Below are 24,508 nucleotides of genomic sequence, written 5' to 3' on the forward strand. Positions count from 1 at the left end.
ATATGGACTTAACCCTTTATGCTATAACGGATAGGTCTTACATAAAGGATATGGATATTGCTGACGCAGTAGAATTAGCAATAAAAGGCGGTGCAACAGTAATTCAACTGAGAGAAAAAGACATATCAAGTAGGGAATTTTATGAAATTGCTCTCAAAGTTAAAGAAGTGACAAAAAGAAATAGAATCCCTCTCATTATTAACGACAGAGTGGATATAGCTTTGGCAGTAGATGCAGATGGAGTTCACGTTGGACAGGAGGATTTGCCGGCAGATGTTGTAAGAAAAGTAATAGGTCATGATAAAATAGTAGGGGTATCAGCGAGGACAGTGGAAGAAGCTTTAAAAGCACAAAGAGATGGAGCGGATTATTTAGGAGTGGGAGCGGTGTTTAAGACTCCTACAAAGCCGGAGGCGGAAGCTATTGGAATAGAAGGGCTGAAAAAGATAAAAGAGGCAGTCACTATTCCCGTAGTTGCAATAGGAGGTATAACAAAAGATAATGCTTATGAAGTCATGTTAAAGTCGGGAGTAGACGGGATATCTTCAGTTTCAGCTGTATTTTATGGGGATATAGAAAACAATACAAGAAAACTTTTGGAGGTTATAGCAAAAGCGATAAACGATAGGAGGAATTTGAAATGAAAAAAGAATTGTTGAAAATTTTAAGAGAGAAAAAACCTTTAGTTCACCATATTACAAATATAGTTACTGTCAATGATTGTGCTAATATAACACTGGCTATAGGAGCATTGCCAGTCATGGCACATGCCTTGGAAGAAGTAGAAGAAATGGTAAGTGCAGCAGATGCTTTAGTTTTAAATATAGGCACTCTTACAAATGAACAAGTAGAAGCGATGATAAAGGCAGGAAAGGCTGCAAATAGACTTAAAGTACCAGTTATATTAGACCCTGTTGGAGCGGGAGCTACGAAGCTTAGGACACAAAGCTCAAAAAAGATATTAGAAGAGGTAAAAATTTCTGTGATAAAAGGGAATAGTGCTGAGATTTCAATACTTGCAGGCAAAGGTGGGAAGATACGCGGTGTAGAATCTCAAAGCGGAGCAGATGATATTTCTGAAGCTGCAAAAGATTTAGCAAACGCGTACAACGTTGTAGTAGCAGTGTCAGGTGTTACTGACATAATTACTGATGGAAAAAGAATTGCGTATGTAAAAAATGGGCATCCTATGATGGGCACTGTTACTGGCACAGGTTGTATGCTTACCTCTGTAGTAGCGAGCTTCTGCGGAGTATGTGAAGATTATTTTGCAGCTACAGTAGAAGCTTTTGTAGCTTTTGGAATAGCAGGTGAAAGAGCCGCTCAAAGCAGCAATGTCAAAGGGCCCGGCAGTTTTAAAGTGACATTTTTTGATGAGATATATAATCTCACGCCGGAGATAATAGAAAAAGATAAGAAGGTGGAGTATGAATAAAATACATCGTATGGTTTTTATGGCACTTATTATTGCTATAGGCACCTTTGCTTCTCAATATGTATGGTTTAGTGTAGGTGCTGCCAAAGTTACACCTGTTCAACATGCTATTAATGTTATTTCAGCAGTTTTTTTGGGCCCTTGGGGAGCGTTAGAAGTAGCTTTTATTATAGGACTTTTGAGGAACATCCTTGGTGTTGGATCGCTTTTGGCATTTCCAGGAGGAATGGTTGGTGCGTTCATTGCTGGATATCTTTATAGATTTACACGTAAATTTTATTTTGCCTCTATAGGAGAAGTTATAGGTACAGGCATTATAGGGGCTTTGCTTTCTTATCCTATAGCTAAGTATATACTTGGAAGTTCCGGTTCGGCTTTTATGTTTGTCATTCCATTTTCGCTTTCCAGTACAATAGGCTCGGTTATAGGATATGTAGTGGTATTGGTTTTAGTAAAATATAAGAAATTTATCTCATAAACTTACTTTAGAAAGGCGGGTGTGAATCATGAAAATTAAAAATTTTACCCTTTTTCTAATATGGGCAGGTGCAGCAATCTCAATTGCTGAAATCTATACAGGTTCGCTATTTGCACCTCTAGGTTTAACTAAAGGCTTGTTGGCTATTTTAATAGGCCATATCATTGGTACATTATTTTTCTCGCTTGGGGGGCTTATGTCATACATCCTTAAGTTGCCAGCAATAAAATCAACAAAAGTTGTTTTGGGCAATAAAGGTACAATTTTTTTAGGAGCACTAAACATTCTACAATTGATTGGATGGACAGCAGTCATGATTATACAATCAGCAAAAGCTTTTAATGGTGCCATTGGTATGTCTGTTGGTGTAGGAATACTTTTTGTAGGCATATCTGTTTTATTATGGTCACTATTTTTTGAAAGTGAAGCATACTGGGTAAATAACATTGCAGTAATATTGTTGTTTATATTGACTATTGGTGTTGTAGTATTTTTAAAGGGCGGGAAAATTTTAACACCAACAGGTAATATAAGTTTTGTAGATGCAATCGAACTTGCCGTTGCTATGCCTGTATCATGGCTGCCTTTAGTAGGAGATTATACGATCAACAGTGAAAATAGAAAATCTAGCTTTATATATACATTTTTAGGTTATTTTATTGCAAGCTGTTTTATGTATTTTATAGGTCTTTTTGTTTCATTGAAAACGGAAGGAAAAGATATAATTTCATATTTTGCATCAATAAAAACTGGGTTTGTACCATTGCTAATAATACTTTTATCAACAGTGACGACTACTTTTATGGATGTATACTCTGCTGCGATATCTACAATGGCAGTTATTAAAACAAGGCTCAGTAAAAAAGAGCTATTAATAATTTATTCGCTGATAGGTATCATAGCAGCATATTTATTCCCAATTGATAAATATCAAAACTTTTTATATGCTATCGGTAGTGTATTTATTCCAGTATACACAGTAGTTTTTGTAGGCTTCTTTATATTAAAATATGAAGAAAGTGGGTACCTTAATATTCCTGCAGTTGTATCATCTATCATTGGAATTATTACGTATAATTACATGGTATATAACGGTACTTCATTATTAAAATGGTATCTAACTCCCACCATAACAACAATATTTTTGACTGCTGTAATTTATACTGTAACACAAACTTTTTTTAAAAGAAAAGAGAAAATTTTATGATTGATGAAATTGTAAAACTTTTGAACTCGTAAAAGGGAAAGTGCCACTTATACATGTCATCACAAATTATGTTGTGATGAATGATAATGCAAACGCACTTTTGAGTTTTGGAGCATCACCTGCAATGGCAATGTTGCAAGAAGAGGCATATGATTTTACCGCGATTTCAAATGCCATGTACATAAATATAAAATACCTGCTATCCTTAACCAGGGAAGATGTGCAGCTATAAAAAGGAAAATTGATTTTGCAAAGCATTGCTAAAATTTAGAATTATAAGCATTAACATGCTAATTTTGAAGCTTTGAAGGTGTATCATTATATTTAATGGCAGGTAGATAACTTTTGAATGGAAGCAAAGTAAAGTAGCTACCATAGGTATTTTAAATAACAGCTGATGAAAATATGGAACTTTATTGCTTTAATACACTCCATATCAACAATTTACAGGAGGAATTCCTATTGAAGCTATTAAAAAATGTATAAAAATGAAAACCAAAATACACCAAATTAATATTTTTAATTTAAATCTATATGCTCTCCTGTATCTAAGAAAATTACCCATTCACATATATTAGTAGCATGATCAGCAATTCTCTCAAGATAACGAGCTACAAACAAAAACTGACTCGCTTGGTCGATGTTTCTTAGGTCTTCTATCATATCAGTTAATGGTTCCCTAAATACTTGTTTGTAAAGAGCGTCTACTATATCATCTTTTTCGCCAATCGTTCTTGCAAGGTCTAAATCCTGGTGAACATAAGAATCCAATGACATTTTTACCATTTCTCTTACGATTTCAGCCATTCTAGGAATATCTATCAATGGTTTTGTATATTTTTGATGAGCAATCCTCAAAGTAGTTTTTGCTATATCTACTGCATAGTCTGCCATTCTTTCTAAGTCTGTAACAATTTTAAGCCCTGTCAAAACTATTCTCAAATCCCTTGCAATTGGCTGCTGGGTTACAATAATCTTTGCACATTTATTGTCAATTTTTACTTCCATTTTGTCTATTCTGTCATCACCATCGATGACCTTTTGAGCTAATTCTGTATCATGGTTTACTAAAGAAGCAATGGCGTTTGCTATCGCCTCTTCTACAAGGCTACCCATTTTTAATACGTCATAATGAAGTTCTTCTAATTCTTTTTCAAAATGAGTGCGATTCACCCTTTCACCTCCTTTAACCGAATCTTCTAGTGATGTAGTCTTCCATCCTCTAGTCTTGCCACAACCAGATGGCATTATAAGAACTAAAATGCCATTTTCTTACGTAGATAAAATAATGATTAATTAAAGCATAAAATATTAAGAAAATAAAACAAAGGCATACTCATACAAATGAAACGCCTTTGTTTCATTGTAAGATTATATTTTTTATTTTTAAGGCTGTATAATAAATGTTGAATTGGTTAAGAACCAACCTATAAAAAAATAGAGTACTTATACTAAATGCCTACTGTAAATTCCTAGAGCAAACTTTCAAAATTTTATTATAATGTAAATTTCTTGATAAAAATAATATCATGACGAACCAAACTCTTTATGTATAAAAGCAGAGGGCTCGCCTTTAATCTGACGAGTAAAATGCCTTATCTAACTTCCTTTACCCCCCGAGATAAGCTTCTTTTACCTGCGGGTTTTCCGCCAGCTCCCAGGCGGGGCCAGATAACACAATTTTTCCTGTTTCTAATACATAGCCTTTATGAGCAATAGAAAGAGCCATATGTGCATTTTGTTCTACTAAAAGAATAGTAGTTCCTTGCTCGTTTAGTTCTTTAATGATCGCAAAAATTTCTTTAACCAACAGGGGGGCTAAGCCCATTGAAGGTTCATCTAAAAGCATAAGTCTAGGTGCTGACATTAATGCTCGCCCCATCGCTAACATTTGTTGTTCTCCGCCAGATAAAGAGCCGGCCAGTTGTCCCTTTCTTTCCGCAAGCCGCGGAAACCGTTCAAAAACCCTGGTAAGCCTGCGTTTAAATTCTGCTTTATCTTTTAAAAGATAAGCACCTAACTCCAAGTTTTCCAATACTGACATGTTAGCAAAAACCCGTCGGCCCTCAGGCACCTGGCTTATACCCATTTTTACAATGTCATGAGCAGTTTTACCAGTAATATCCTTACCTTCAAAAATTATTTTTCCTGATTTAGGCTTGACCAATCCACAAATTGTATTTAAAGTAGTGCTTTTCCCCGCACCATTTGCCCCGATTAAGGTTACTATTTCTCCTTCGTTTACGGTAAGCGATATTCCTTTTAAAGCATGAATGGCCCCGTAAAATACATTTAACTCTTCAATTCTTAATACTTCCTTCCCGCTCATAGGTACGCCCCCTCTCCTAAATATGCTTCAATAACCCGAGGGTTGTTTTTAATTTCTTCAGGCGTCCCGTGAGCAATATTAACTCCATAGTCCAAGACGTAAATCTGCTCGCAAATGTTCATTACCAAATGCATATCGTGCTCAATGAGTAAAATAGTCACGTTAAACTTACTCCGGATAAAGCCAATTAATTCCATTAACTCCGTCGTTTCTCGAGGGTTCATGCCTGCTGCTGGTTCGTCTAAAAGTAATAAGGAAGGGTGAGTAGCCAACGCCCGGGCAATTTCTAATCGGCGCTGTTCTCCGTAAGGTAAGTTTTTGGCCTTTTCTTCTGCCTTATGAGCTAAGTTCATGATTTTTAATAGCTCATAAGCTTCATCCCGCATTTCTTTTTCTCCACGGTAAAACTTCCCAAGACGGAATATAGCATGCATCATATTATATGGAACATGCAAGTGCCTGGCAATTAAAACATTCTCTAAAACCGAAAGTTCGCCAAACAAACGAATGTTTTGGAAAGTACGGGTTATGCCTTTAGCAGCAATTTGGTAAGGCTTTAACCCTACTATGCTTTCGCCTTTAAAGATTATATCACCAGTGGTTGGAAGGTAAATCCCGGTTAAAAGGTTAAAAACCGTCGTTTTACCTGCACCGTTTGGTCCGATTAACCCAACTAAATCTCCTTCATTTAAGGTAAGATTTAAATCCTGAACTGCTTTTAATCCTCCAAAACTAATCCCCACGCTATGCGTCTGCAGAATGGCTGCCATGACTTACACCTCTCTTTCTCTGCAAAAGCTTAAAGGATAACTCATGGGTTCCAAGAAGTCCCTGGGGTCTAAATAACATCACCAAGATTAAGATTATGGCATAAATTATAAGTCGCAGTTCTGCTAAACTCTGTAAAAATGTAGAAATTAACGTTAGTACAATTGCCGCTACCACTGAACCGGTGAGGCTCCCCTGTCCTCCTAAAACTACCATCACAAGTATATCAAAGGATTTTAAAAAGTTAAAAGCATTTGGTTCAATAAAGGTAATATAATGAGCAAGGAGTGCCCCGCCAATTCCAGCAAAAAATGAACCCATAGTGAAAGCTATAACTTTATATTTCGTGGTATTTATTCCCATGGCTTCCGCCGCAATTTCATTTTCTCGAACTGAAATACACGCCCGACCGTGGCTGGATTGAACAAAGTTTTTGATAACTAAAACTGTAACCAGCATGCACCCAAAAGCCCACAGCCAATTAGTCCTCTGTGGTATCCCCATTAAACCGTAAGCTCCACCTAAATAATCAATATTTGTTATTACCCCCCGGATTATTTCAGCCAGTCCTAAAGTAGCAATAGCCAAGTAATCGCCTCTTAAACGCAAGGTAGGTATGCCAATTATAATACCGCCAATACCCGCCACTATTGCTCCAACTAACAAGGATACAATAAAAGGGGCATTAAAATTTAAAGACATAATAGCCGACGCATAAGCACCTAATGCCATAAATCCCGCATGGCCAATAGAAAATTGTCCCGTAAAACCAACCACTAAATTTAAACTTACTGCAAGAATAATATTGATTGCGATAATAATTAAGTTTAACATCACAAAAGGACTAATGATTTCTGCTGAATACAAAACCTGAACTCCTACCATAAGCACTACTAGCAACAACGTTACTGCAAGATTTTCCTTTGTAAACCAATTTTTCAGCATTCTGTAACACCTACACTTTCTCCCGAACGTTTTTCCCAAATAAGCCAGAAGGTTTAACTAATAGGATAATAATCAAAATCACAAAAGCTACAGGATCCCGATATAAAGAACTGCCGTACCCACTTACTAAGGACTCGGTAATCCCTAAAATAAGCCCTCCGGTCATTGCTCCAGGTATAATTCCTATTCCTCCTAAAACCGCTGAAACAAAGGCTTTTAAACCAAACATAATTCCCATTAAGGGAAATACTTTATTGTAATATATCCCTACCAGTACCCCTGCTGCCGCAGCTAAAGCTGAACCAAGAGCAAAGGTGATGGATATTGTCGTATCCACATTTATTCCCATTAAACGAGCAGCTTGCATGTCATAAGAAACTGCCCGCATTGCTTTTCCAATTTTCGTATTATGAACTATATACTGTAGTAAAATCATTAAGATAACCGTGACCGCAATAATTAAAATTTCCCTATTTGATATGGTAACCTTTCCGCCAAGTAATGAATACGAAACCTCTTTAAAAACCTCCGGAAATGCTCGAGGCTGTGGACCCAGGAAAAACATCGTGGTATATTCTAAAAGAAGGGAAACGCCTATTGCAGTAATTAAAATTACAATTTTAGGTGAGTTTCTTAAAGGACGATATGCCAATCTTTCGATAATAATGCCTAAAATAGCACACACAATCATGGAAAAAATTAACGCTGGAACAAAAGACATTTTTAAAACCAAGGTCGCATATAGTCCTGCAAAGGCACCAAGCATGTAAACATCGCCATGGGCAAAATTGATGAGTTTTATAATACCATAAACCATAGTGTATCCTAACGCAATTAAAGCGTAAATACTTCCTACTGATATTCCATTTATTAACTGCTGGATAAATTCCATCATATTAACCACCTCTAACCTAATTAAATTCATTTTCTTTAGGGGAGGAATATTCCCCCCCTTTAATCTTTTAAGGATTTACGTAAGCTTTATAGGTTTGCTTACCGTCTTTGTATTCCAAAATCACTAAGCCTTTAACAGCATTGTGATTTTCATCTAAGGAGATTTTGGCAGTAACTCCTTCTACATTCTTGGTGGTCTTTAAAGCTTCTTTGATTTTTTCGGGTGTAGCTTCACCAGCCCGTTTAATGGCATCAACTAAAACAAGTACCGTATCATAACCTACTGCAGCCATTGCATCCGGTTCGCTGCTGTATTTTTCCTTATACTTTTTAACAAAGTCCTGAACTTTTTGGTCAGGCATTAAAGACGAATAGTGATTGGTAATAAAGGTGTTATTAAGCGCAGCTGCACCAGCAATTTCAACAAGTTTTGGCGAATCCCAGCCATCACCACCGCCCATAGGAACATTAATACCAAGCTCACGTGCTTGCTTTACAATTTGGCCCACTTGCTCGTAATAACCAGGTACATAAATAAATTCAGGCTTTAAATTTTTAATCTTGGTTAATACCGAGCGAAAATCCTGATCTTGGCTAGTGTAATTTTCATCAGCTAAAATTTCGCCACCGCCAGCTTTGAAAGCTTCTACAAAAAACTTAGCTAAACCCACCGAATAAGGAGCTGTATTATCTTTTAAAACAGCAACTTTTTTAAGCTTTAATTCATTTAAAACGAACTTCGCCATTGCCGTCCCCTGGAAAGGATCTATAAAGCAAGTCCGGAAAATATACTCCCTTACCTTGCCTGTTTTAGGATCTACTGTAACATCAGGGTTAGTTGCCGAGGGCGAGATCACAGGAACTTTATTAGTTTCGGCAATATTAACATAAGATAGGGTATTGCCAGAAGTCATCGAACCAATAATAGCAACTACTTTATCTTGGGTAATTAACCGAGTCGCAACCGAAGCGGCTTCTGTATTATCAGACTTATTGTCATACTTGACTATTTCAATCTTTTTACCAAGAACTCCGCCAGCATTATTAATTTCATCTACTGCTAACATAATTCCATTTAAGCCTGATTGACCCAATGTGGCAACATTTCCCGACAGCTCTAAGTTTGCTCCAATTTTTATAACATCGCTACTCTCAGACTTATTTCCACACGCCGAAGCAAATAAAAGTAAAAACGATAATAAACCTGCCGCTACTCCCCTAACAAAGCCTTTACGCACGGCTTACCATCCTCCTTTAAAATTTCATGTTTTTTTAAAATAGTCTTACATTTTTGCTATAAGCACATAACCTGTCCTGCTACACCCCTCTCCTTTTTAAAAGGGTGCAAATACACTGCAAATTCTGCTGGCTATCAATTATAATCATTTTATAAAGCATATCTACAATTTTCTCATTTTTCTCTATTTTTCTTAAAATATTCAGTATACATTAGGGACGTCCTATTAGTAACCATTTTCACCTCCTTGTGCCCCTTTTTTCAAATTTGAATTAATTTGTGGTATAATAAAAATGGTCTGCATATTTTAAAAAGGTTTTTTAGGGGATAATATTTGGTATAAAGTTTGATGGAAATTTAAATTTGATGGCTAATAATTAAAAAAGGCAAAGGCACCTTTTTTCTAAAGGCGCCTTTGCCTTTTTTTCTATTTACTTGTTACTTTAATTATACTTATTTTTCTTTGCATTGTCAATAAGTAAAAAGAAAAATGTGTTATTATTCTGTGATATTGTCATATTAAAAGTATTCTGCGATAATGTCAGTATGAGAGCGTTCTAATACTCCCCCAATGCTATTATCATGATTAACGACAAATGAAACGTAACTTTTTGGAATCCTACGGCGGAACGTATACTTGGATATTTTTGCATGCATTTGTAATACAAGATGAACGACTGTACGAAGCATATGGAGAAATTAACGAGCTAAAAATTTCAAAATTAGCAGATAGTGTAGTCAGAAATATTATTCATAGAGGTGAAGATGAGGCTAGAATGATTGAAAAAGAAAATGACCCTGAAGTACTTCTAAAATTATTAAAAGGGAAATGCGATCCTGCTTAGAGGCATTCTTGACATATTAAAAAAACTTTGATAAAATGGTCTTGTGTAAACTCTTAATCAGCGGGGCTGGGGTTCGAGTCCCTAATGGTGCACCATTTTAATATGCGGGCATGGCGGAACTGGCAGACGCGCCAGACTTAGGATCTGGTGGGGTTACCCGTGGGGGTTCAAGTCCCTTTGCCCGCACCAATAAAAATTTAAGGGAGAAAAATATATATTTGACAGGAAAATAATGCAGTAGGCATTATTTTTTTTGCATAAAATTATGACAACTTGAGTTTGATTCACCGTTTTTTTATGTTATAATATTATAAGTTTAGAAGACTTTATACGAAAGAAAGAGAATAGGAGGATTTACTTAATGGGTGCGAGTCTTAAAAAATTAGAGAAAAGTATTGCGACGATTGAACTTACAATACCAAGTGAAAAGTTTGAAGAGGGTTTAAATTTTGCTTTTAAAAAGAATGCTTCAAAATTTAATGTACCGGGTTTTAGAAGAGGGAAAGCGCCAAGAGCTATTGTAGAAAGATATTATGGTGAAGGTGTCCTTTACGAAGATGCTGTAGAGTATGTTTTTGACGAAGCGTACAAGGAAGCTCTTAAAACGTTTGATTTAGAGCCAGTAGATTATCCGGATATTAACATTTTACAAATCGGCAAAGGAAAAGACTTGATTTTAGAAGCAACTGTACCTGTCATGCCTGAGGTAGAGTTAGGTGAATATAAAGGCATAGAAATTGAAAAAATAGAGTATGATGTGTACGATGGGGATGTAGAATACGAATTAGAAAAATTAAGGCAGCAAAATGCGAGAATTATACCTATTGAAGGAAGAGCAGCAGAAAGTGGAGATATTGCTGTAATAGACTTTGAAGGCTTTATAGATGGCAAGCCTTTTGAAGGCGGCAAGGCGGAAAATTATGAATTAGAATTAGGTAGCAATACTTTTATTCCTGGCTTTGAAGACCAAATAATAGGCCATAATGTAAATGACACTTTTGATGTAAGTGTAACTTTCCCTGAAGATTATAGGGTAGAAGAATTAAGAGGCAAATCGGCTGTTTTTAAAGTCACTCTTAAGGCTTTAAATAAAAAGGAATTGCCTGAATTGGATGATGAGTTTGCGAAAGATGTAAGTGAGTTTGAGACATTAGAAGAGTTAAAAGCCGACATAAGAAAGAAATTAGAAGAGAAAAATAGATTAGATGCAGAAAATGAGATGAAAGAAAAAGCAGTAATGAAAGTTGTGGAAAATGCAAAAGTTGATATACCAGATGTTATGGTGGAAAGGCAAATAGATATTTCTTTGAGGGATTTAGATTATAATTTGAGATATCAAGGTTTGGATTTAAATAGCTATTTATCAATTACAGGGAAGACCTTAGAAAATTTAAGAAAAGAGATGTGGGATGGAGCTTTAAATAGAGTGAAAACTCAACTAGTCATAGACAAAATAGCTAAGGTCGAAAATATTCAAGTTACAGAGGAAGAATTAGAAAACAGATTAAAGGAAATGGCAGAGAATTACAGAATAAATCTGGAAGAATTCAAGAAAAGCTTGACTGAAAACCAGATAAATGGCATAAAAGAAGATATAGCGTATTATAAGACGATTGACTTTATTTTTAGTGAGTGTAAAATAATAAGTAAAGAGGAGTGATTATTATGAGTCTTGTACCTATTGTTGTAGAGCAGACAAATAGAGGCGAACGTTCTTACGATATATTTTCTCGCCTTTTGAAAGACAGAATTGTATTTTTAGGAGAAGAAATAAATGATACTACAGCAAGTTTAGTTATTGCTCAGCTTTTGTTCTTGGAAGCTGAGGACCCCGACAAAGACATTTGGCTTTATATAAACAGTCCAGGCGGTTCAATAACTGCAGGATTTGCAATTTACGATACCATGCAGTATATAAAGCCAGATGTAGTGACTTTGTGCGTTGGAATGGCTGCGTCTATGGCTGCATTTTTACTAGCAGCAGGTGCAAAAGGAAAGAGGTTTGCACTTCCTAACAGTGAAATAATGATTCATCAACCTTTAGGAGGAATGCAAGGCCAAGCTACAGACATAAAAATTCATGCAGAAAGGATTTTGAAATTAAGAGATAAGCTGGATAAAATATTAGCAGAAAATACGGGGCAACCTATTGAAAAGATAAAAGCTGATACTGAAAGAGACTTTTTCATGGACGCGGAGGAGGCAAAAGCTTACGGCATTATCGACGAAGTGCTTATCAGGAACAAAAAGTGATGCCCCAGAAGAGGTGAAATTATGGCTAAATACGATAATCAAAAGCAATTAAAGTGTTCTTTTTGCGGAAAGACACAGGACCAGGTAAAGAGACTAGTTGCAGGGCCTGGCGTGTATATTTGTGATGAATGCATTGAACTTTGCCAAGAAATCATAAATGAAGAATTTGAAGAAGATATGGATATGGGAATTGGAGAACTTCCGAAGCCAAAGGAAATAAAAGAATTTCTTGACCAATATGTAATTGGACAGGAAAAAGCTAAAAAAGCTTTAGCTGTTGCTGTTTACAATCACTACAAGAGAATTAACAGCAGGATAAAGCCAGACGATGTAGAACTTCAAAAGAGCAATATTTTACTTTTAGGTCCCACAGGTTCTGGGAAAACCTTATTGGCTCAGACACTGGCAAAACTTCTAAATGTTCCTTTTGCAATAGCTGATGCAACTTCTCTAACTGAGGCTGGATATGTCGGTGAAGACGTAGAGAATATACTTTTAAAACTCATACAAGCAGCAGATTATGACATAGAAAAAGCTGAAAAAGGTATAATTTACATTGACGAAATAGATAAAATAGCGAGAAAGTCAGAAAATCCTTCTATTACTCGTGACGTCTCAGGAGAAGGCGTACAACAGGCTTTGTTAAAAATTTTAGAAGGGACCATTGCAAATGTGCCGCCACAAGGTGGAAGAAAACATCCTCATCAAGAGTTTATACAAATTGACACAACTAATATATTGTTTATATGTGGTGGCGCTTTTGAAGGCATAGAAAAAATAATAGAATCCCGAATAGGGAAAAAGAGCTTAGGATTTGGCGCAGAAGTACAGAGCAGAAAAGAAAAAGACTTAAGCGAGATTTTAAGTCATATAATGCCACAGGACCTTCTTAAATTCGGTATGATACCCGAGTTTATAGGAAGGGTGCCAATAGTAGTTACATTAGACCCATTGAGTAAGGATGACTTAGTAAGGATTTTGACAGAGCCCAAAAATGCGCTGACAAAACAATACGAAAAATTGTTTGAATTAGATGGTGTAAAGCTTGAATTTGATAAGAAAGCTTTAGGGCTCATTGCAGATATGGCTTTGGAGAGAAAGACCGGCGCAAGAGGACTGAGGGCAATCTTAGAGGAAATTATGTTGGATGTGATGTACGAAATACCATCCAGTGACAACATAGAAAAGTGTATAATTACAGAGGAGACGGTACTAAAGAAGGCTCCGCCAACATTGGTTTACTCAGATGCTCAAAAAGCCAAAAAGAAAATAAAAAAGACGGAGTCTGTTTCGTAAAAAAAATAAAATTTTTACATCAATCCCCCTTCTCCTTCACATACTAAAATAGTGAATGGGAAGGGGGCTTGGATTATATTGCATAAAAGAGGGTGAAGATATGACAGAAAAAAAGTATATATTGCCAATGATTCCTTTAAGAGGATTAACTATTTTTCCATACATGGTGCTTCATTTTGATATAGGAAGAGAAAAGTCAATTAGGGCTTTGGAAGAAGCTTTTATGAAAAATCAGTTGATATTTGTTACAACGCAAAAAGAAGCTGAGATAGAAGACCCTTCTATTGACGACGTCTACAAAGTTGGCACTATTACAAAAGTCAAACAAATGTTAAAACTGCCAGGAGAACTTATAAGAGTTTTGGTAGAAGGGATAAGTCGTGCTGAAATTCAGCAAGTGACAAGAGATGATGAATTTTTTGAGGTAGAAGTTATAGAAAAAGAAGAGCAAAAAGAAATTGAAAAGACACCAGAGCTTGAAGCTTTAATGAGAAGTGTTATTTCTGCTTTTGAAGAATATGTAAATATGACTTCGAGACTGCCTATAGATAGTTTATACAGTGTTATAAGCATAGAAGAGCCTGGAAGACTTGCAGATATGATTGCGGCTCACATATCTTTAAATACAAATCAAAGTCAGCAGCTCTTGGAGTGTTTTGATGTAAATAAAAGGCTAGAAACTCTTTTAGGATTTTTAATGAAGGAATTAGAAATACTAAACATTGAAAGAGAGATAAATGCCAAAGTTAGAAGTCAAATTGACAAATTACAGAAGGAATATTATTTAAGAGAACAGTTAAAAGCTATAAAAGCTGAATTAGGAGAGACAGATGAGATTGACCAAGAGATTGAGGAGTATGAAAAGAAAATAAATGAAAAAGATTTACCCGAAGAGGTTAGAAAAAAGGCGAAAGAGGAATTAAAACGCCTTTCTAAAATGGCGCCTGGTTCTGCAGAAGCTTCTGTAGTGCGAACTTATTTGGATTGGATTTTGGATTTGCCATGGAATTACGAAACAGAAGATATTTTAGATTTAAAAAGAGCACAAAAAATATTGGATGAGGACCATTACGGCTTAAAGAAAGTAAAAGAGAGGATAATAGAGTTTTTAGCAGTTAGAAGTTTTTACAACAAAATTAAAAGTCCTATTTTATGCCTTGTAGGTCCTCCAGGTGTTGGTAAGACTTCATTAGGCAGGTCTATAGCGCGGGCTATGAACAGAAAATTTGTCAGATTATCCCTTGGTGGAGTGAGAGATGAAGCAGAAATAAGGGGACATAGGCGTACCTACGTCGGAGCTATACCAGGAGGTATTATAAATTCCATAAAAATAGCCGGTTCAAAAAATCCTGTGTTTTTACTGGATGAAATAGATAAAATGAGCTCAGATTTTAGAGGAGACCCTGCTTCTGCAATGCTTGAAGTTCTTGACCCAGAACAAAACTCCACTTTTAGAGACCATTATCTTGATTTACCTTTTGACCTTTCAAAGGTATTGTTTATAACAACGGCTAATACGGTAGATACCATACCGGCACCTCTTTTAGATAGAATGGAAGTTATATATGTTTCTGGATATACTGAAGAAGAAAAACTTCACATTGCAAAAGATTATTTAATACCTAAGATTTTAAAAGAACATGGGGTGCCAGATAACAAAATAATAATCCAAGAATCTGCTATTTACGGAATAATTTCAGAATATACTCGCGAAGCAGGAGTAAGAGGCTTAGAAAAGAATTTATCTCAAATTGTGAGGAAAGCTATAAAGAAGATAGTTGAAGAAAACGCACAAGTAGTAAAAGTGGGAAAAAGAAATCTACAGTCTTATTTAGGCAAGCCTATTTACCGCACTGATAAAGCAAATCAAAAAGACGAAGTAGGGATAGTTTTTGGACTTGCATGGACAAGGGTAGGAGGAGAAATTTTAACTGTAGAAGCTTCTATAATGCCAGGAAGTGGCAAGCTCAATCTCACAGGGCAATTAGGGGATGTGATGAAGGAATCTGCACAAGCTGGTTTTAGCTATATAAGGGCGAATGCCGAGAAACTGAATATAGATAAAGATTTTTACAAAAATGTCGATATACATATACATGTGCCTGAAGGTGCAATTCCAAAAGATGGTCCTTCAGCGGGAATAACTATGGTTACTGCTATGGTGTCTGCACTTAAAAAAGTTCCTGTAAAAAAAGATGTAGCTATGACAGGAGAAATAACTTTAACCGGCAAAGTTTTACCTATAGGAGGAGTAAAGGAAAAAGTTTTGGCAGCTCACAGAGCAGGGATACGCAAGGTTATACTTCCTTTGGAAAATAAAAGAGATTTGGATGAAATTCCTCAAAGCGTAAAGAAAAAATTAGAATTTAAATTTGTTGAAAAAATTGATGAAGTTCTTGACTATGCCTTGTCTAAGGAGGGCATTTATGAAAATTAAAACTGTAGAGCTGGTTCGTACTGCCTTTAATGAAGAGCAGTATCCTAAAGATAATTTTCCTCAGATAGTAATCGTAGGAAGGTCAAACGTGGGCAAATCCACTTTGATAAATACTGTATTAAACAGAAAAAATCTCGCAAAGACAAGTTCTAAACCTGGAAAAACTAGGGGCATAAATTTTTATTTGATAAATAATGGCTTTTATTTAGTAGACTTGCCGGGATATGGATATGCAAAAGTTTCAAAAGAAATGAAGAAACAGTGGGCACATAACATAGAGACTTTTCTAAATACTTCTAAGAATCTGCGGCATGCTTTGCTTTTAATAGATATACGTCGAACTCCTACAGAAGACGATTTTTTAATGGTAAATTGGTTTAGACATAAAGAGTTACCTTTTACAGTGGTATTAACAAAGGCTGATAAGGTCAATAAATCAGAGATAGTAAATACGGTAGAAGGCATTTGTAAAACTTTTAACATTGATAGCGAAAGAATTATAGTTTTTTCTTCTTTAAAGAAAATGGGAGTATCCCAAGTATTATCAATTTTTGAGGAGTGGACAAAAAAATAAATTTTTAATTTTGTAAAAAAGCACGAGAAAATCGTTAAATTTTTGATTATTTTTGATGAAATAAAAAATTTAGCAGCATTAAAATTGTTGTGTTAGAACATTATAAGGGGTATAATTTTTATTAACTATTGATAAAAATTTTTGTTTTTATTTGTGCGGAGGGAGAAAATAATGAAAGGGGTATTAGAAAGTAAAATAAACGAAGAAATGATAAAACTCACAAAAGAAGCAATTGGAAGAGGTGCAGAGGCAGCAAAAACCCGAATTTGCGAGGATATGATTATTGTAAGGCTTAGTAAATCTTTGAGCCATGAGGAGATGCAAATTATATCTACTGAAGAGGGTAAAAGGCTGGTAAAACAATTAAGGGAGTTGTTGGATGAAATATTAAAACCCAAGTTTAAGGAGATGATAATGCGCCTTACAGGTTGTAATGTTATAAGTATCTATAAGGATATGAATCCTCAAAAAGGAGAATACGTCTATCTATTTGTGTTAGACAAAAATCTAGAAGAAGAGTTGCGAAGTAGGTAAAAAACTGTAACAAATTGCTTATTTTTAACAACAAAGTAAATATACTAAATTGAAAATCTTTCTTAATAAGTATATAATTATACATGTTGGGGGTATATAAGAGGAGGTGAGGTAATTGGAGATAGGGTCTTCAGTGGTATTTACCATACCGCTATTTGGAGGTATTCCTATTACAGAAACAATAGTAGTAGAATGGATTATAATGGCTGTACTAATTTTGGGTGCTGCTGTTGTTACTAAGGGATGGAAACTAGTTCCTGAGGGTGCACAAAATGTTGTAGAGCTTATGGTGGAGGGATTTAATAAATTTGTGGAAGGTGCTTTAGGAGAGCATTGGAGAGATTATGCTCCTTATTTAGGAACTGTAGCAGCTTTTTTGATTTTAGCCAACACTATAAGCATTTTTGGCTTAACACCTCCTACTAAAGATATTAGTACAACTTCAGCCCTTGCCATTATGTCGATTACTACTGTTATTATAGCTTCCATAAGAGCAAGAGGGCTTAAAGGGTACGTAAAGCACTTTTTTAAGTCTCCTATAAACCTTTTTATCAATGTTTTGGATTTATTTACAAGACCTTTGTCGCTGGCAGCCCGACTTTTTGGCAACATATTTGCAGCAGTTACGATAATGGAACTTATTGAAAGGGCTGTGCCAATAGTAGTTCCTGCAGTATTTAGTTTATATTTTGACCTTTTTGATGGATTATTACAGATGTTGGTATTTGTGTTTTTGACCATGTTATATATTGAAGAAGCTATAGAATAATGTATAATAAAAATAATGAAATGATTAAAAAATTTTAATAAAAATAAAAAGAAAAGGAGAGGATTTAAATGGATTTATTAGCTATAGGAGCAGCTATTGCTGCATTAACAGGGATAGGTGCAGGTATTGGTATAGGTCTTGCGACAGGAAAGGCAGTTGAAGCTGTATCAAGACAGCCAGAAGCAGGTGGAAGAATTATGCAGCTTCTTTTATTGGGAGGCGCGCTTGCAGAGGCAACAGCTATTTACGGTTTGCTGGTGGCATTCCTGATAATAATATTAAAGCCATAAGTTTGAGACAAATTTCCTGATGAAAGAAGGGAAAAAATTGGGCATTTTTAATATATCGACTTTCATCTTTACAATAATTAATTTACTAGTTCTTTATTTTATTTTGAAATGGCTTCTATTCAAACCTGTTACACAATTTCTTGAAAATAGAGAAAACAAAATTAAATCCTCCTTAGAAGAAGCAAATAGAGAAAGGCAAGAAGCTCATAATTTAAAAGCTAAGTACGAAGAAATACTAAAAAATGCTGATAATGAAGGAAAAGCTATTATTGAGAAGGCACAAAAGGCAGCAGAAGACAAAGCAAACAAAATTATAGAAAATGCCAATAAAGAGGCAGAAAATATAATAGAAAAGGCAAAAGAAGAGGCAATGTTAGAGAAAATCAAAGCTATGCATGATTTAAGGACAGAGATATCGCAATTAGTCATAGATGCCGCTTCCCGTGTGCTGGAGAAAAAGCTACCTGTTGCTGACGAAGACCTCATCAATGAGGTTATCGAGGAGGCGGGGGCATCATGGCACAAATAATTGCGAAGAGATACGCTTATGCCTTTTTTGATGTTGCGAAGCAGCAAAATAAAGTGAAAGAGTATTATGAGGAGTTAAATAAAGCAATTGAAATTCTTCAAGTGGATAAAGTAAAGCGGATTTTTAAGAATAAAAGTATTGATAAAACAAAGAAAATAGAATTTGTGGAGCAGATTTTAAAGGATACCGATAAAGAAGTTATCAATTTTATCAAAATAATAATATCAAAACATAGAGAAGATCTAATTGAAGACATTGGAAAGGAGTTTAAAAAGCTATACAAAGAGTATTTTAATATTACAGATGTAAAAGTCGTTTCTGCATATCCACTAAAAGAAGAAGTATTGCAAAAGCTTCAAGAAAAATTAGAGAAAAAGTTAGAAAAACACATCAATATCGAACCAATAGTAGATAAAAGCATATTAGGCGGTTTAAAACTTATTATTGGGAATACAATAATCGATGGTTCAGTCAAAGCAAGACTTACTGCACTTCTAAAAAATATGCAACAAGCTGTGTAAAATGAATTTAAGAAGGTGAAAGAGTATGAGCATAAGACCTGAAGAAATAAGCTCAGTTATAGAAGAAAAAATAAAAAATTTCGATTTTAACCTTGAAACTCAGGAAATTGGACACGTCATCCAATCAGGTGATGGAATAGCGAGGATTTATGGCCTTGACAATGCTATTTACGGAGAAATGGTGGAGTTTGAAAGTGGAGTCGTTGGAATGGTCTTAAATCTTGAAGAAGATACCGTAGGTGTTGTTGTCCTTGGAGACCCCGAAAAAGTTAAAGAAGGGGATATAGTAAAAAGAACAGGCAGAATCATGGAAGTGCCTGTAGGAAAAGAAATGTTAGGAAGAGTAGTAAATCCTTTAGGGGAGCCCATTGATGGTAAAGGACCAATAAACTATGAAGCAAAACGCCCCATTGAATATCCCGCTCCACCAATAGTAAGAAGGAAATCTGTGGATACACCTTTACAGACAGGTATTTTAGCTATAGATTCTATGATCCCTATAGGAAGAGGGCAGAGAGAATTAATAATTGGAGATAGGCAAACAGGTAAAACTGCTATTGCTATAGATACTATAATAAATCAAAAAGACAAAGGAGTATATTGTATATATGTAGCTATAGGACAAAAGGCTTCAACTGTTGCAGGAATTGTAAACATGTTAGAAAAGTATGGGGCTATGGAATATACAACAGTTGTCGCATCAACTGCCAGTGATTCAGCTGCACTTCAGTATATTGCTCCGTATGCAGGTTGCGCTATGGGAGAACATTTTATGTATCAAGGCAAAGATGTACTTGTAGTTTATGATGACCTTTCAAAGCATGCTATTGCTTATAGAACTATATCCTTGCTTTTGAGAAGACCACCTGGAAGAGAAGCATACCCTGGCGATGTATTTTACCTTCATTCAAGACTTCTTGAACGTTCTGCAAGGCTTGCAGATGAATACGGGGGAGGTTCGTTGACGGCACTCCCAATTGTTGAGACATTGGCGGGAGATATATCTGCATACATTCCTACAAATGTAATTTCAATCACAGATGGACAAATATACCTTGAGTCAGAGCTTTTCTATTCAGGAATAAGACCAGCTATAAATGTGGGTCTATCTGTATCCCGTGTTGGCGGTGCCGCACAAATAAAGGCCATGAAAAAAGTAGCTGGCCGATTAAGATTGGAACTTTCCCAGTATAGAGAGCTACAAGTTTTTGCTAGATTTGGTTCGGATTTGGATAAAGCAACACTTGAAGTTTTAAGACAAGGGGAAAGAATTGTTGAAATTACTAAACAGCCTCAATACCAACCTATGCCTGTAGAGGACCAAGTAATAGCTATATACACAGTAATGAACAGATATGTTGCTGATATTGAAGTAGAGCAGGTGAGACCTTTTGTAAAAGGGCTCTTAGAATTTTTGGATTCAAATTATCCGGAAATAAAACAATCTATAAGAGAGACAAAAGATTTAACTTCCGAGGCAGAAGAAAAATTAAAAGCTGCAATTGTAGAGTATAAGGAAAAGTACGCCGCAAAGGGTGATAATTAATGGGAAAGCGAGATATAGCGTTGCGGATTAAAAGTGTAAGAGAAACTCGCAAAATTACAAGAGCGATGTATTTAATATCGGCTTCAAAATTTCAAAAAGCAAAGGTCATGTTAGACAATGTGAGACCTTATTATCATAAAATTCAAGTAGCTATGAAAGATATATTACTTCACACTGGAGAAGTTACTTCACGATATCTTGAGAAAAAAGATGATAAAAGTGAGAAGAAAAAATCTTTAATAGTTGTAACTGGTGACAAAGGCCTTTGCGGCGCTTACAATCACAATGTTATAAAAAAAGCTGAAGAACTTATCGGCAAAGAAAATGTAAATTTAATGGTGATAGGAGAGGTTGGAAGACGTTATTTTATCAAAAAAGGTTATAATGTAGACATTGAATTTTTATACACCGCTCAAAATCCAACTACAGCCATAGCAGGAGAAATTAGCGATGTCATATTAAATGCTTACAATAGAGGGCTGACAGATGAAATATCTATTGTTTATACTGAAATGCAAGGACTTGTACAAAAGGTAAGGGTTTTAAGACTTTTACCTTTAGACATTGACAACTTTATGGCGTTAGCCAATGAAGGAGAAGAAGCTGAAAAGAATGAAGTAGTAATTGACAGTGACATGATATACGAGCCTTCTGCTTCAGAAGTTTTTGATGTGCTTGTTCCTGAGTATCTCAAAGGTCTCATATACAGTATACTTGTTCAAGCTTTTGCTTCAGAGCATTTTGCAAGGATGATTGCAATGGATGGAGCAACGTCAAATGCCGATAAAATGATAAACAGACTTACTTTAGAGTATAATAAACTCAGGCAGGCTTCTATTACTCAGGAAATATCAGAAATAGTCGCAGGGGCATCTGTATAAAAGGAGATGATAAATTGAAGAAGGGGTATATTACACAGGTCATTGGTCCTGTTGTTGATATAAGATTTGAAGGGGAACTTCCTCCTATAAACAACGCCATAAAAATACCTATGGAAGACAGAGAATTAGTTGTAGAAGTATCTCAGCATATAGGAGACAATGTAGTAAGATGTGTTGCAATGGCTTCAACAGATGGCTTAAAAAGAGGTATGGAATGTATAGATACAGGCAGCCCTATAATGGTTCCTGTTGGAAAAGGGACTTTAGGCAGAATGTTTAATGTATTGGGGCAGCCTATAGATGAGTTAGGAGAAGTCAAAGATGTGAAGTACATGTCAATTCACAGAAAAGCACCGCCTTTTGAAGAACAAAGCCCTGCTACTGAAATTTTGGAGACGGGTATTAAAGTAATAGACTTACTTACTCCTTATCCAAAAGGCGGTAAAATAGGGCTTTTTGGTGGTGCAGGTGTTGGCAAAACTGTCTTAATAATGGAGCTAATACGCAACGTTGCCATAGAGCATGGTGGTTACTCAATTTTCACCGGTGTTGGTGAAAGGTCTCGTGAAGGAAACGAATTGTGGCATGAAATGCATGAATCAGGGGTTATAGACAAAACTGCTTTTGTATTTGGACAAATGAATGAGCCGCCGGGAGCCAGAATGAGAGTAGGTCTTGCAGGGCTTACAATGGCAGAATATTTTAGAGATGAAGAGCACCAAGACGTTCTTTTATTCATAGACAATATATTCAGGTTTGTCCAAGCTGGTTCAGAAGTTTCAGCTCTTTTAGGAAGAATGCCCTCTGCCGTTGGATATCAACCTACATTGGCTACAGACTTAGGCCTTTTACAAGAAAGGATTACTTCTACAAAGAAAGGGTCTATTACCTCAGTTCAGGCTGTTTACGTACCTGCTGATGACTTAACTGACCCAGCACCAGCTACAACTTTTACCCACTTAGATGCTACAACAGTTTTGTCAAGAAGTATTGCAGAAATGGGAATTTATCCTGCAGTAGATCCTTTAGATTCTACTTCACGTATATTGGAACCTCATATAGTAGGAGAAGAACACTATTATGTTGCGAGAAAAGTGCAAGAGATTTTGCAGAGGTATAAAGAACTGCAGGATATAATTGCTATATTGGGTATGGAAGAGCTTACAGAGGAAGATAAACTCATAGTTTACAGAGCAAGAAAGATACAGAGGTTTTTATCACAGCCTTTCTTTGTAGCAGAAACTTTTACTGGAACACCTGGCAAATATGTGCCGCTGAAAGAGACGATAAGAGGATTTAAGAAAATTGTAGAGGGAGAAATGGACGATATCCCAGAGGCTGCTTTCTACATGGTAGGAAACATAGACGAAGTCTACGAGAAAGCTGAAAAAATGAAATGAGGTGAAAAGAATGGATAAAAATTTTCACCTCGAGGTTTTAACTCCTCATAGAAAATTTTACGAAGGGGATGTGGAAGAAATAATAGTGACCATAACCACAGGTCAAATAGGTATTTTAAAAGGCCACATCCCCATGACAGCAGCCGTAGGTACAGGTACTTTACAGATAAAAAAAGACGGACAGTGGAGAGAGGCATTTATTTCCGGCGGCTTTATGGAAGTCAAAAGAGACAGTGTGACAATCTTGTCCAGTGCAGTAGAATGGCCCGAAGAAATTGATATAGCTCGTGCTCAAGCAGCCAAAGAAAGAGCAGAAGAAAAACTTAGGCAAAAAAGAAGCAAACAGGAACATCTTTTGGCAGAAGCAGCCTTAAAGAGGGCTTTGATGAGATTGCAAATTGCTAGCAAATATCAAAAAATGTAAAAATAAAACTTCCTACTGATGATTTTTAAAAGCAGTAGGAAGTTTTTTATTATTTACTCACTTCCTTTTCAGGCAGTTCGGAAAGCACTATACCTGCAAACATAAAAATTCCGCCTATTATTGCTCTAAAAGACATCACTTCTCCGGCAATTAAAAAAGCAGCTATTGCAGCGAAAACTGGCTCCAGTGCGAATATCAAAGCTGTATGAGTGGCAGTAGTGTAGGCTTGCATTGTGTTTTGGGCAACATATGCAAAAGCAGTTGCGAATACCCCTGTTATTATTATAGCTGGCCATACATCAAGAGAAGTGGGTATAAAAGGCTTTTCAAATATTAAACTCACAATTCCGCTTAAAACAGCAACTACTCCGATTTGAATAGTAGCAAGTAAATAAGTATCTAAAGTAGAAGCGTATTTTGCTATCAAAACAATCTGCATTCCAAAAGCAAAGGCACACAAAAGTGTCAAAAAATCACCTATGTTAATAGATAAGTCAATATTTGTAGTGAGCAGTATGAGTCCTATAAAAGCGAGTAAAATTCCTAAAATTGCAGGTTTTGAAGGCTTTCTTTTAAGAAGCACTGCTTCTAAAATTGGCACTAACACTACGCTAAACCCTGTTATAAACCCTGATTTAGATGCTGTAGTGTATTTAAGTCCCATTGTCTGAAAGGCATAACCTAAAAAAAGCATTGTGCCAATTATTGAAGCAGCAGCCAATGTTTTATTGTCAATGTTTTTTAACTTTTTATGGAATATTATTGCCAGAAGCAAAAAAGCCAATAAAAAGCGCATAAAAAGAAAATTGTATACCGGGAGTGTCTGTATAGCGTTTTTGACTATTATAAATGTAGACCCCCACACCATAGTTACTAAGATAAGCACAATGTCGCTTTTTAATTGTTTTGACAAAAT

General features: G+C 35.8%; 27 protein-coding genes and 1 tRNA gene. 21 read left to right on the plus strand and 7 right to left on the minus strand.

Going from position 1 to position 24,508, the window contains the following annotated elements; genetic code table 11:
• The first annotated feature begins 2 nt into the window (after window positions 1-2).
• The 5 genes from thiE to THESIDRAFT1_RS08285 are packed head-to-tail and all read left to right on the plus strand — an operon-like array spanning window position 3 to window position 3,352.
• Window positions 3-644: a thiamine phosphate synthase gene (gene thiE / locus THESIDRAFT1_RS08265; protein WP_003870578.1), complete on the plus strand. Its 642-nt coding sequence runs from the start codon at window positions 3-5 to the stop codon at window positions 642-644.
• Window positions 641-1,435 (plus strand): hydroxyethylthiazole kinase, encoded by a 795-nt coding sequence (thiM, locus tag THESIDRAFT1_RS08270; protein WP_003870579.1) that lies wholly within the window; start codon window positions 641-643, stop codon window positions 1,433-1,435. The genes thiE and thiM overlap by 4 nt, the downstream gene beginning before the upstream one ends.
• Window positions 1,428-1,913, plus strand: a complete 486-nt coding sequence (thiW, locus tag THESIDRAFT1_RS08275; RefSeq protein WP_006570083.1) for an energy coupling factor transporter S component ThiW — start codon at window positions 1,428-1,430, stop codon at window positions 1,911-1,913. The genes thiM and thiW overlap by 8 nt, the downstream gene beginning before the upstream one ends.
• Before the next feature lie 28 nt (window positions 1,914-1,941).
• Window positions 1,942-3,120, plus strand: a complete 1,179-nt coding sequence (gene cytX, locus THESIDRAFT1_RS08280; protein WP_006570084.1) for a putative hydroxymethylpyrimidine transporter CytX — start codon at window positions 1,942-1,944, stop codon at window positions 3,118-3,120.
• Between the two features lie 40 nt (window positions 3,121-3,160).
• Complete coding sequence (locus tag THESIDRAFT1_RS08285; RefSeq protein WP_012268609.1) at window positions 3,161-3,352, plus strand: hydroxyethylthiazole kinase; 192 nt, start codon at window positions 3,161-3,163, stop codon at window positions 3,350-3,352.
• Between the two features lie 287 nt (window positions 3,353-3,639).
• On the opposite strand, the gene phoU is transcribed toward THESIDRAFT1_RS08285, so the two are convergent.
• The 6 genes from phoU to THESIDRAFT1_RS08315 all read right to left on the minus strand — a co-directional run bounded on the left by phoU (window position 3,640) and on the right by THESIDRAFT1_RS08315 (window position 9,294).
• Window positions 3,640-4,293 (minus strand): phosphate signaling complex protein PhoU, encoded by a 654-nt coding sequence (phoU, locus tag THESIDRAFT1_RS08290; RefSeq protein WP_039929280.1) that lies wholly within the window; start codon window positions 4,291-4,293, stop codon window positions 3,640-3,642.
• A 436-nt stretch (window positions 4,294-4,729) separates the two neighbouring features.
• Window positions 4,730-5,449, minus strand: a complete 720-nt coding sequence (locus THESIDRAFT1_RS08295) for an ABC transporter ATP-binding protein (protein WP_006570086.1) — start codon at window positions 5,447-5,449, stop codon at window positions 4,730-4,732.
• Window positions 5,446-6,219, minus strand: coding sequence for an ABC transporter ATP-binding protein (locus THESIDRAFT1_RS08300; RefSeq protein WP_006570087.1), 774 nt, complete (start codon window positions 6,217-6,219; stop codon window positions 5,446-5,448). The genes THESIDRAFT1_RS08295 and THESIDRAFT1_RS08300 overlap by 4 nt, the downstream gene beginning before the upstream one ends.
• Window positions 6,194-7,162, minus strand: coding sequence for a branched-chain amino acid ABC transporter permease (locus tag THESIDRAFT1_RS08305; RefSeq protein ID WP_006570088.1), 969 nt, complete (start codon window positions 7,160-7,162; stop codon window positions 6,194-6,196). The genes THESIDRAFT1_RS08300 and THESIDRAFT1_RS08305 overlap by 26 nt, the downstream gene beginning before the upstream one ends.
• A 10-nt stretch (window positions 7,163-7,172) precedes the next feature.
• Complete coding sequence (locus tag THESIDRAFT1_RS08310) at window positions 7,173-8,057, minus strand: branched-chain amino acid ABC transporter permease (protein WP_006570089.1); 885 nt, start codon at window positions 8,055-8,057, stop codon at window positions 7,173-7,175.
• A 67-nt stretch (window positions 8,058-8,124) separates the two neighbouring features.
• On the minus strand, window positions 8,125-9,294 hold the full coding sequence (locus tag THESIDRAFT1_RS08315) for an ABC transporter substrate-binding protein (RefSeq protein ID WP_006570090.1): 1,170 nt from the start codon (window positions 9,292-9,294) through the stop codon (window positions 8,125-8,127).
• A 595-nt stretch (window positions 9,295-9,889) separates the two neighbouring features.
• On the opposite strand from THESIDRAFT1_RS08315, the gene THESIDRAFT1_RS08320 reads away from it, so the two are divergent.
• From THESIDRAFT1_RS08320 to THESIDRAFT1_RS08395, 16 genes are all read left to right on the plus strand, one after another.
• Entirely contained in the window at window positions 9,890-10,138 is a 249-nt protein-coding gene (locus tag THESIDRAFT1_RS08320; RefSeq protein WP_006570091.1) for a hypothetical protein, read from the plus strand.
• A gap of 104 nt (window positions 10,139-10,242) precedes the next feature.
• Window positions 10,243-10,327: transfer RNA gene (locus tag THESIDRAFT1_RS08325), tRNA-Leu, on the plus strand.
• 172 nt (window positions 10,328-10,499) lie between these two features.
• On the plus strand, window positions 10,500-11,798 hold the full coding sequence (gene tig, locus THESIDRAFT1_RS08330) for a trigger factor (RefSeq protein WP_006570092.1): 1,299 nt from the start codon (window positions 10,500-10,502) through the stop codon (window positions 11,796-11,798).
• Between the two features lie 5 nt (window positions 11,799-11,803).
• A complete protein-coding gene (gene clpP, locus THESIDRAFT1_RS08335; protein WP_003870583.1) occupies window positions 11,804-12,391 on the plus strand; it encodes an ATP-dependent Clp endopeptidase proteolytic subunit ClpP in 588 nt (195 codons plus the stop codon).
• 21 nt (window positions 12,392-12,412) lie between these two features.
• Window positions 12,413-13,687, plus strand: coding sequence for an ATP-dependent Clp protease ATP-binding subunit ClpX (gene clpX / locus THESIDRAFT1_RS08340; RefSeq protein ID WP_003870584.1), 1,275 nt, complete (start codon window positions 12,413-12,415; stop codon window positions 13,685-13,687).
• 100 nt (window positions 13,688-13,787) lie between these two features.
• A complete protein-coding gene (gene lon, locus THESIDRAFT1_RS08345) occupies window positions 13,788-16,124 on the plus strand; it encodes an endopeptidase La (RefSeq protein WP_006570093.1) in 2,337 nt (778 codons plus the stop codon).
• Window positions 16,114-16,698, plus strand: a complete 585-nt coding sequence (gene yihA / locus THESIDRAFT1_RS08350) for a ribosome biogenesis GTP-binding protein YihA/YsxC (protein ID WP_006570094.1) — start codon at window positions 16,114-16,116, stop codon at window positions 16,696-16,698. The genes lon and yihA overlap by 11 nt, the downstream gene beginning before the upstream one ends.
• Window positions 16,699-16,869: 171 nt before the next feature.
• A complete protein-coding gene (locus THESIDRAFT1_RS08355; protein ID WP_003870587.1) occupies window positions 16,870-17,232 on the plus strand; it encodes a Na-translocating system protein MpsC family protein in 363 nt (120 codons plus the stop codon).
• Between the two features lie 115 nt (window positions 17,233-17,347).
• Window positions 17,348-18,001 carry a F0F1 ATP synthase subunit A gene (locus THESIDRAFT1_RS08360; RefSeq protein WP_004397403.1) on the plus strand — a complete coding sequence of 218 codons (654 nt, stop codon included), beginning with the start codon at window positions 17,348-17,350 and terminating at the stop codon, window positions 17,999-18,001.
• Between the two features lie 68 nt (window positions 18,002-18,069).
• A complete protein-coding gene (gene atpE / locus THESIDRAFT1_RS08365) occupies window positions 18,070-18,291 on the plus strand; it encodes an ATP synthase F0 subunit C (protein ID WP_003870589.1) in 222 nt (73 codons plus the stop codon).
• A gap of 37 nt (window positions 18,292-18,328) precedes the next feature.
• Window positions 18,329-18,820, plus strand: coding sequence for a F0F1 ATP synthase subunit B (atpF, locus tag THESIDRAFT1_RS08370; RefSeq protein ID WP_019907458.1), 492 nt, complete (start codon window positions 18,329-18,331; stop codon window positions 18,818-18,820).
• On the plus strand, window positions 18,808-19,341 hold the full coding sequence (gene atpH / locus THESIDRAFT1_RS08375; protein WP_003870591.1) for an ATP synthase F1 subunit delta: 534 nt from the start codon (window positions 18,808-18,810) through the stop codon (window positions 19,339-19,341). The genes atpF and atpH overlap by 13 nt, the downstream gene beginning before the upstream one ends.
• 25 nt (window positions 19,342-19,366) lie before the next feature.
• Window positions 19,367-20,887, plus strand: a complete 1,521-nt coding sequence (atpA, locus tag THESIDRAFT1_RS08380; RefSeq protein ID WP_006570095.1) for a F0F1 ATP synthase subunit alpha — start codon at window positions 19,367-19,369, stop codon at window positions 20,885-20,887.
• Window positions 20,887-21,768: an ATP synthase F1 subunit gamma gene (gene atpG / locus THESIDRAFT1_RS08385; RefSeq protein WP_006570096.1), complete on the plus strand. Its 882-nt coding sequence runs from the start codon at window positions 20,887-20,889 to the stop codon at window positions 21,766-21,768. Before atpA ends, atpG begins: the two co-directional genes overlap by 1 nt.
• Window positions 21,769-21,782: 14 nt before the next feature.
• Window positions 21,783-23,168, plus strand: coding sequence for a F0F1 ATP synthase subunit beta (gene atpD / locus THESIDRAFT1_RS08390; RefSeq protein WP_003870594.1), 1,386 nt, complete (start codon window positions 21,783-21,785; stop codon window positions 23,166-23,168).
• Window positions 23,169-23,178: 10 nt separating this feature from the next.
• Window positions 23,179-23,592, plus strand: coding sequence for a F0F1 ATP synthase subunit epsilon (locus THESIDRAFT1_RS08395; RefSeq protein ID WP_004397392.1), 414 nt, complete (start codon window positions 23,179-23,181; stop codon window positions 23,590-23,592).
• A gap of 49 nt (window positions 23,593-23,641) precedes the next feature.
• Here the strand turns inward: THESIDRAFT1_RS08395 and THESIDRAFT1_RS08400 are convergent, their stop codons facing one another.
• The gene (locus THESIDRAFT1_RS08400) at window positions 23,642-24,505 is read right to left on the minus strand and encodes a DMT family transporter (RefSeq protein WP_006570097.1); all 864 of its coding nucleotides are present in this window, start codon (window positions 24,503-24,505) and stop codon (window positions 23,642-23,644) included.
• Window positions 24,506-24,508: the final 3 nt, after the last annotated feature.

This window comes from Thermoanaerobacter siderophilus SR4, assembly GCF_000262445.1.
Classification (GTDB): domain Bacteria; phylum Bacillota; class Thermoanaerobacteria; order Thermoanaerobacterales; family Thermoanaerobacteraceae; genus Thermoanaerobacter; species Thermoanaerobacter ethanolicus.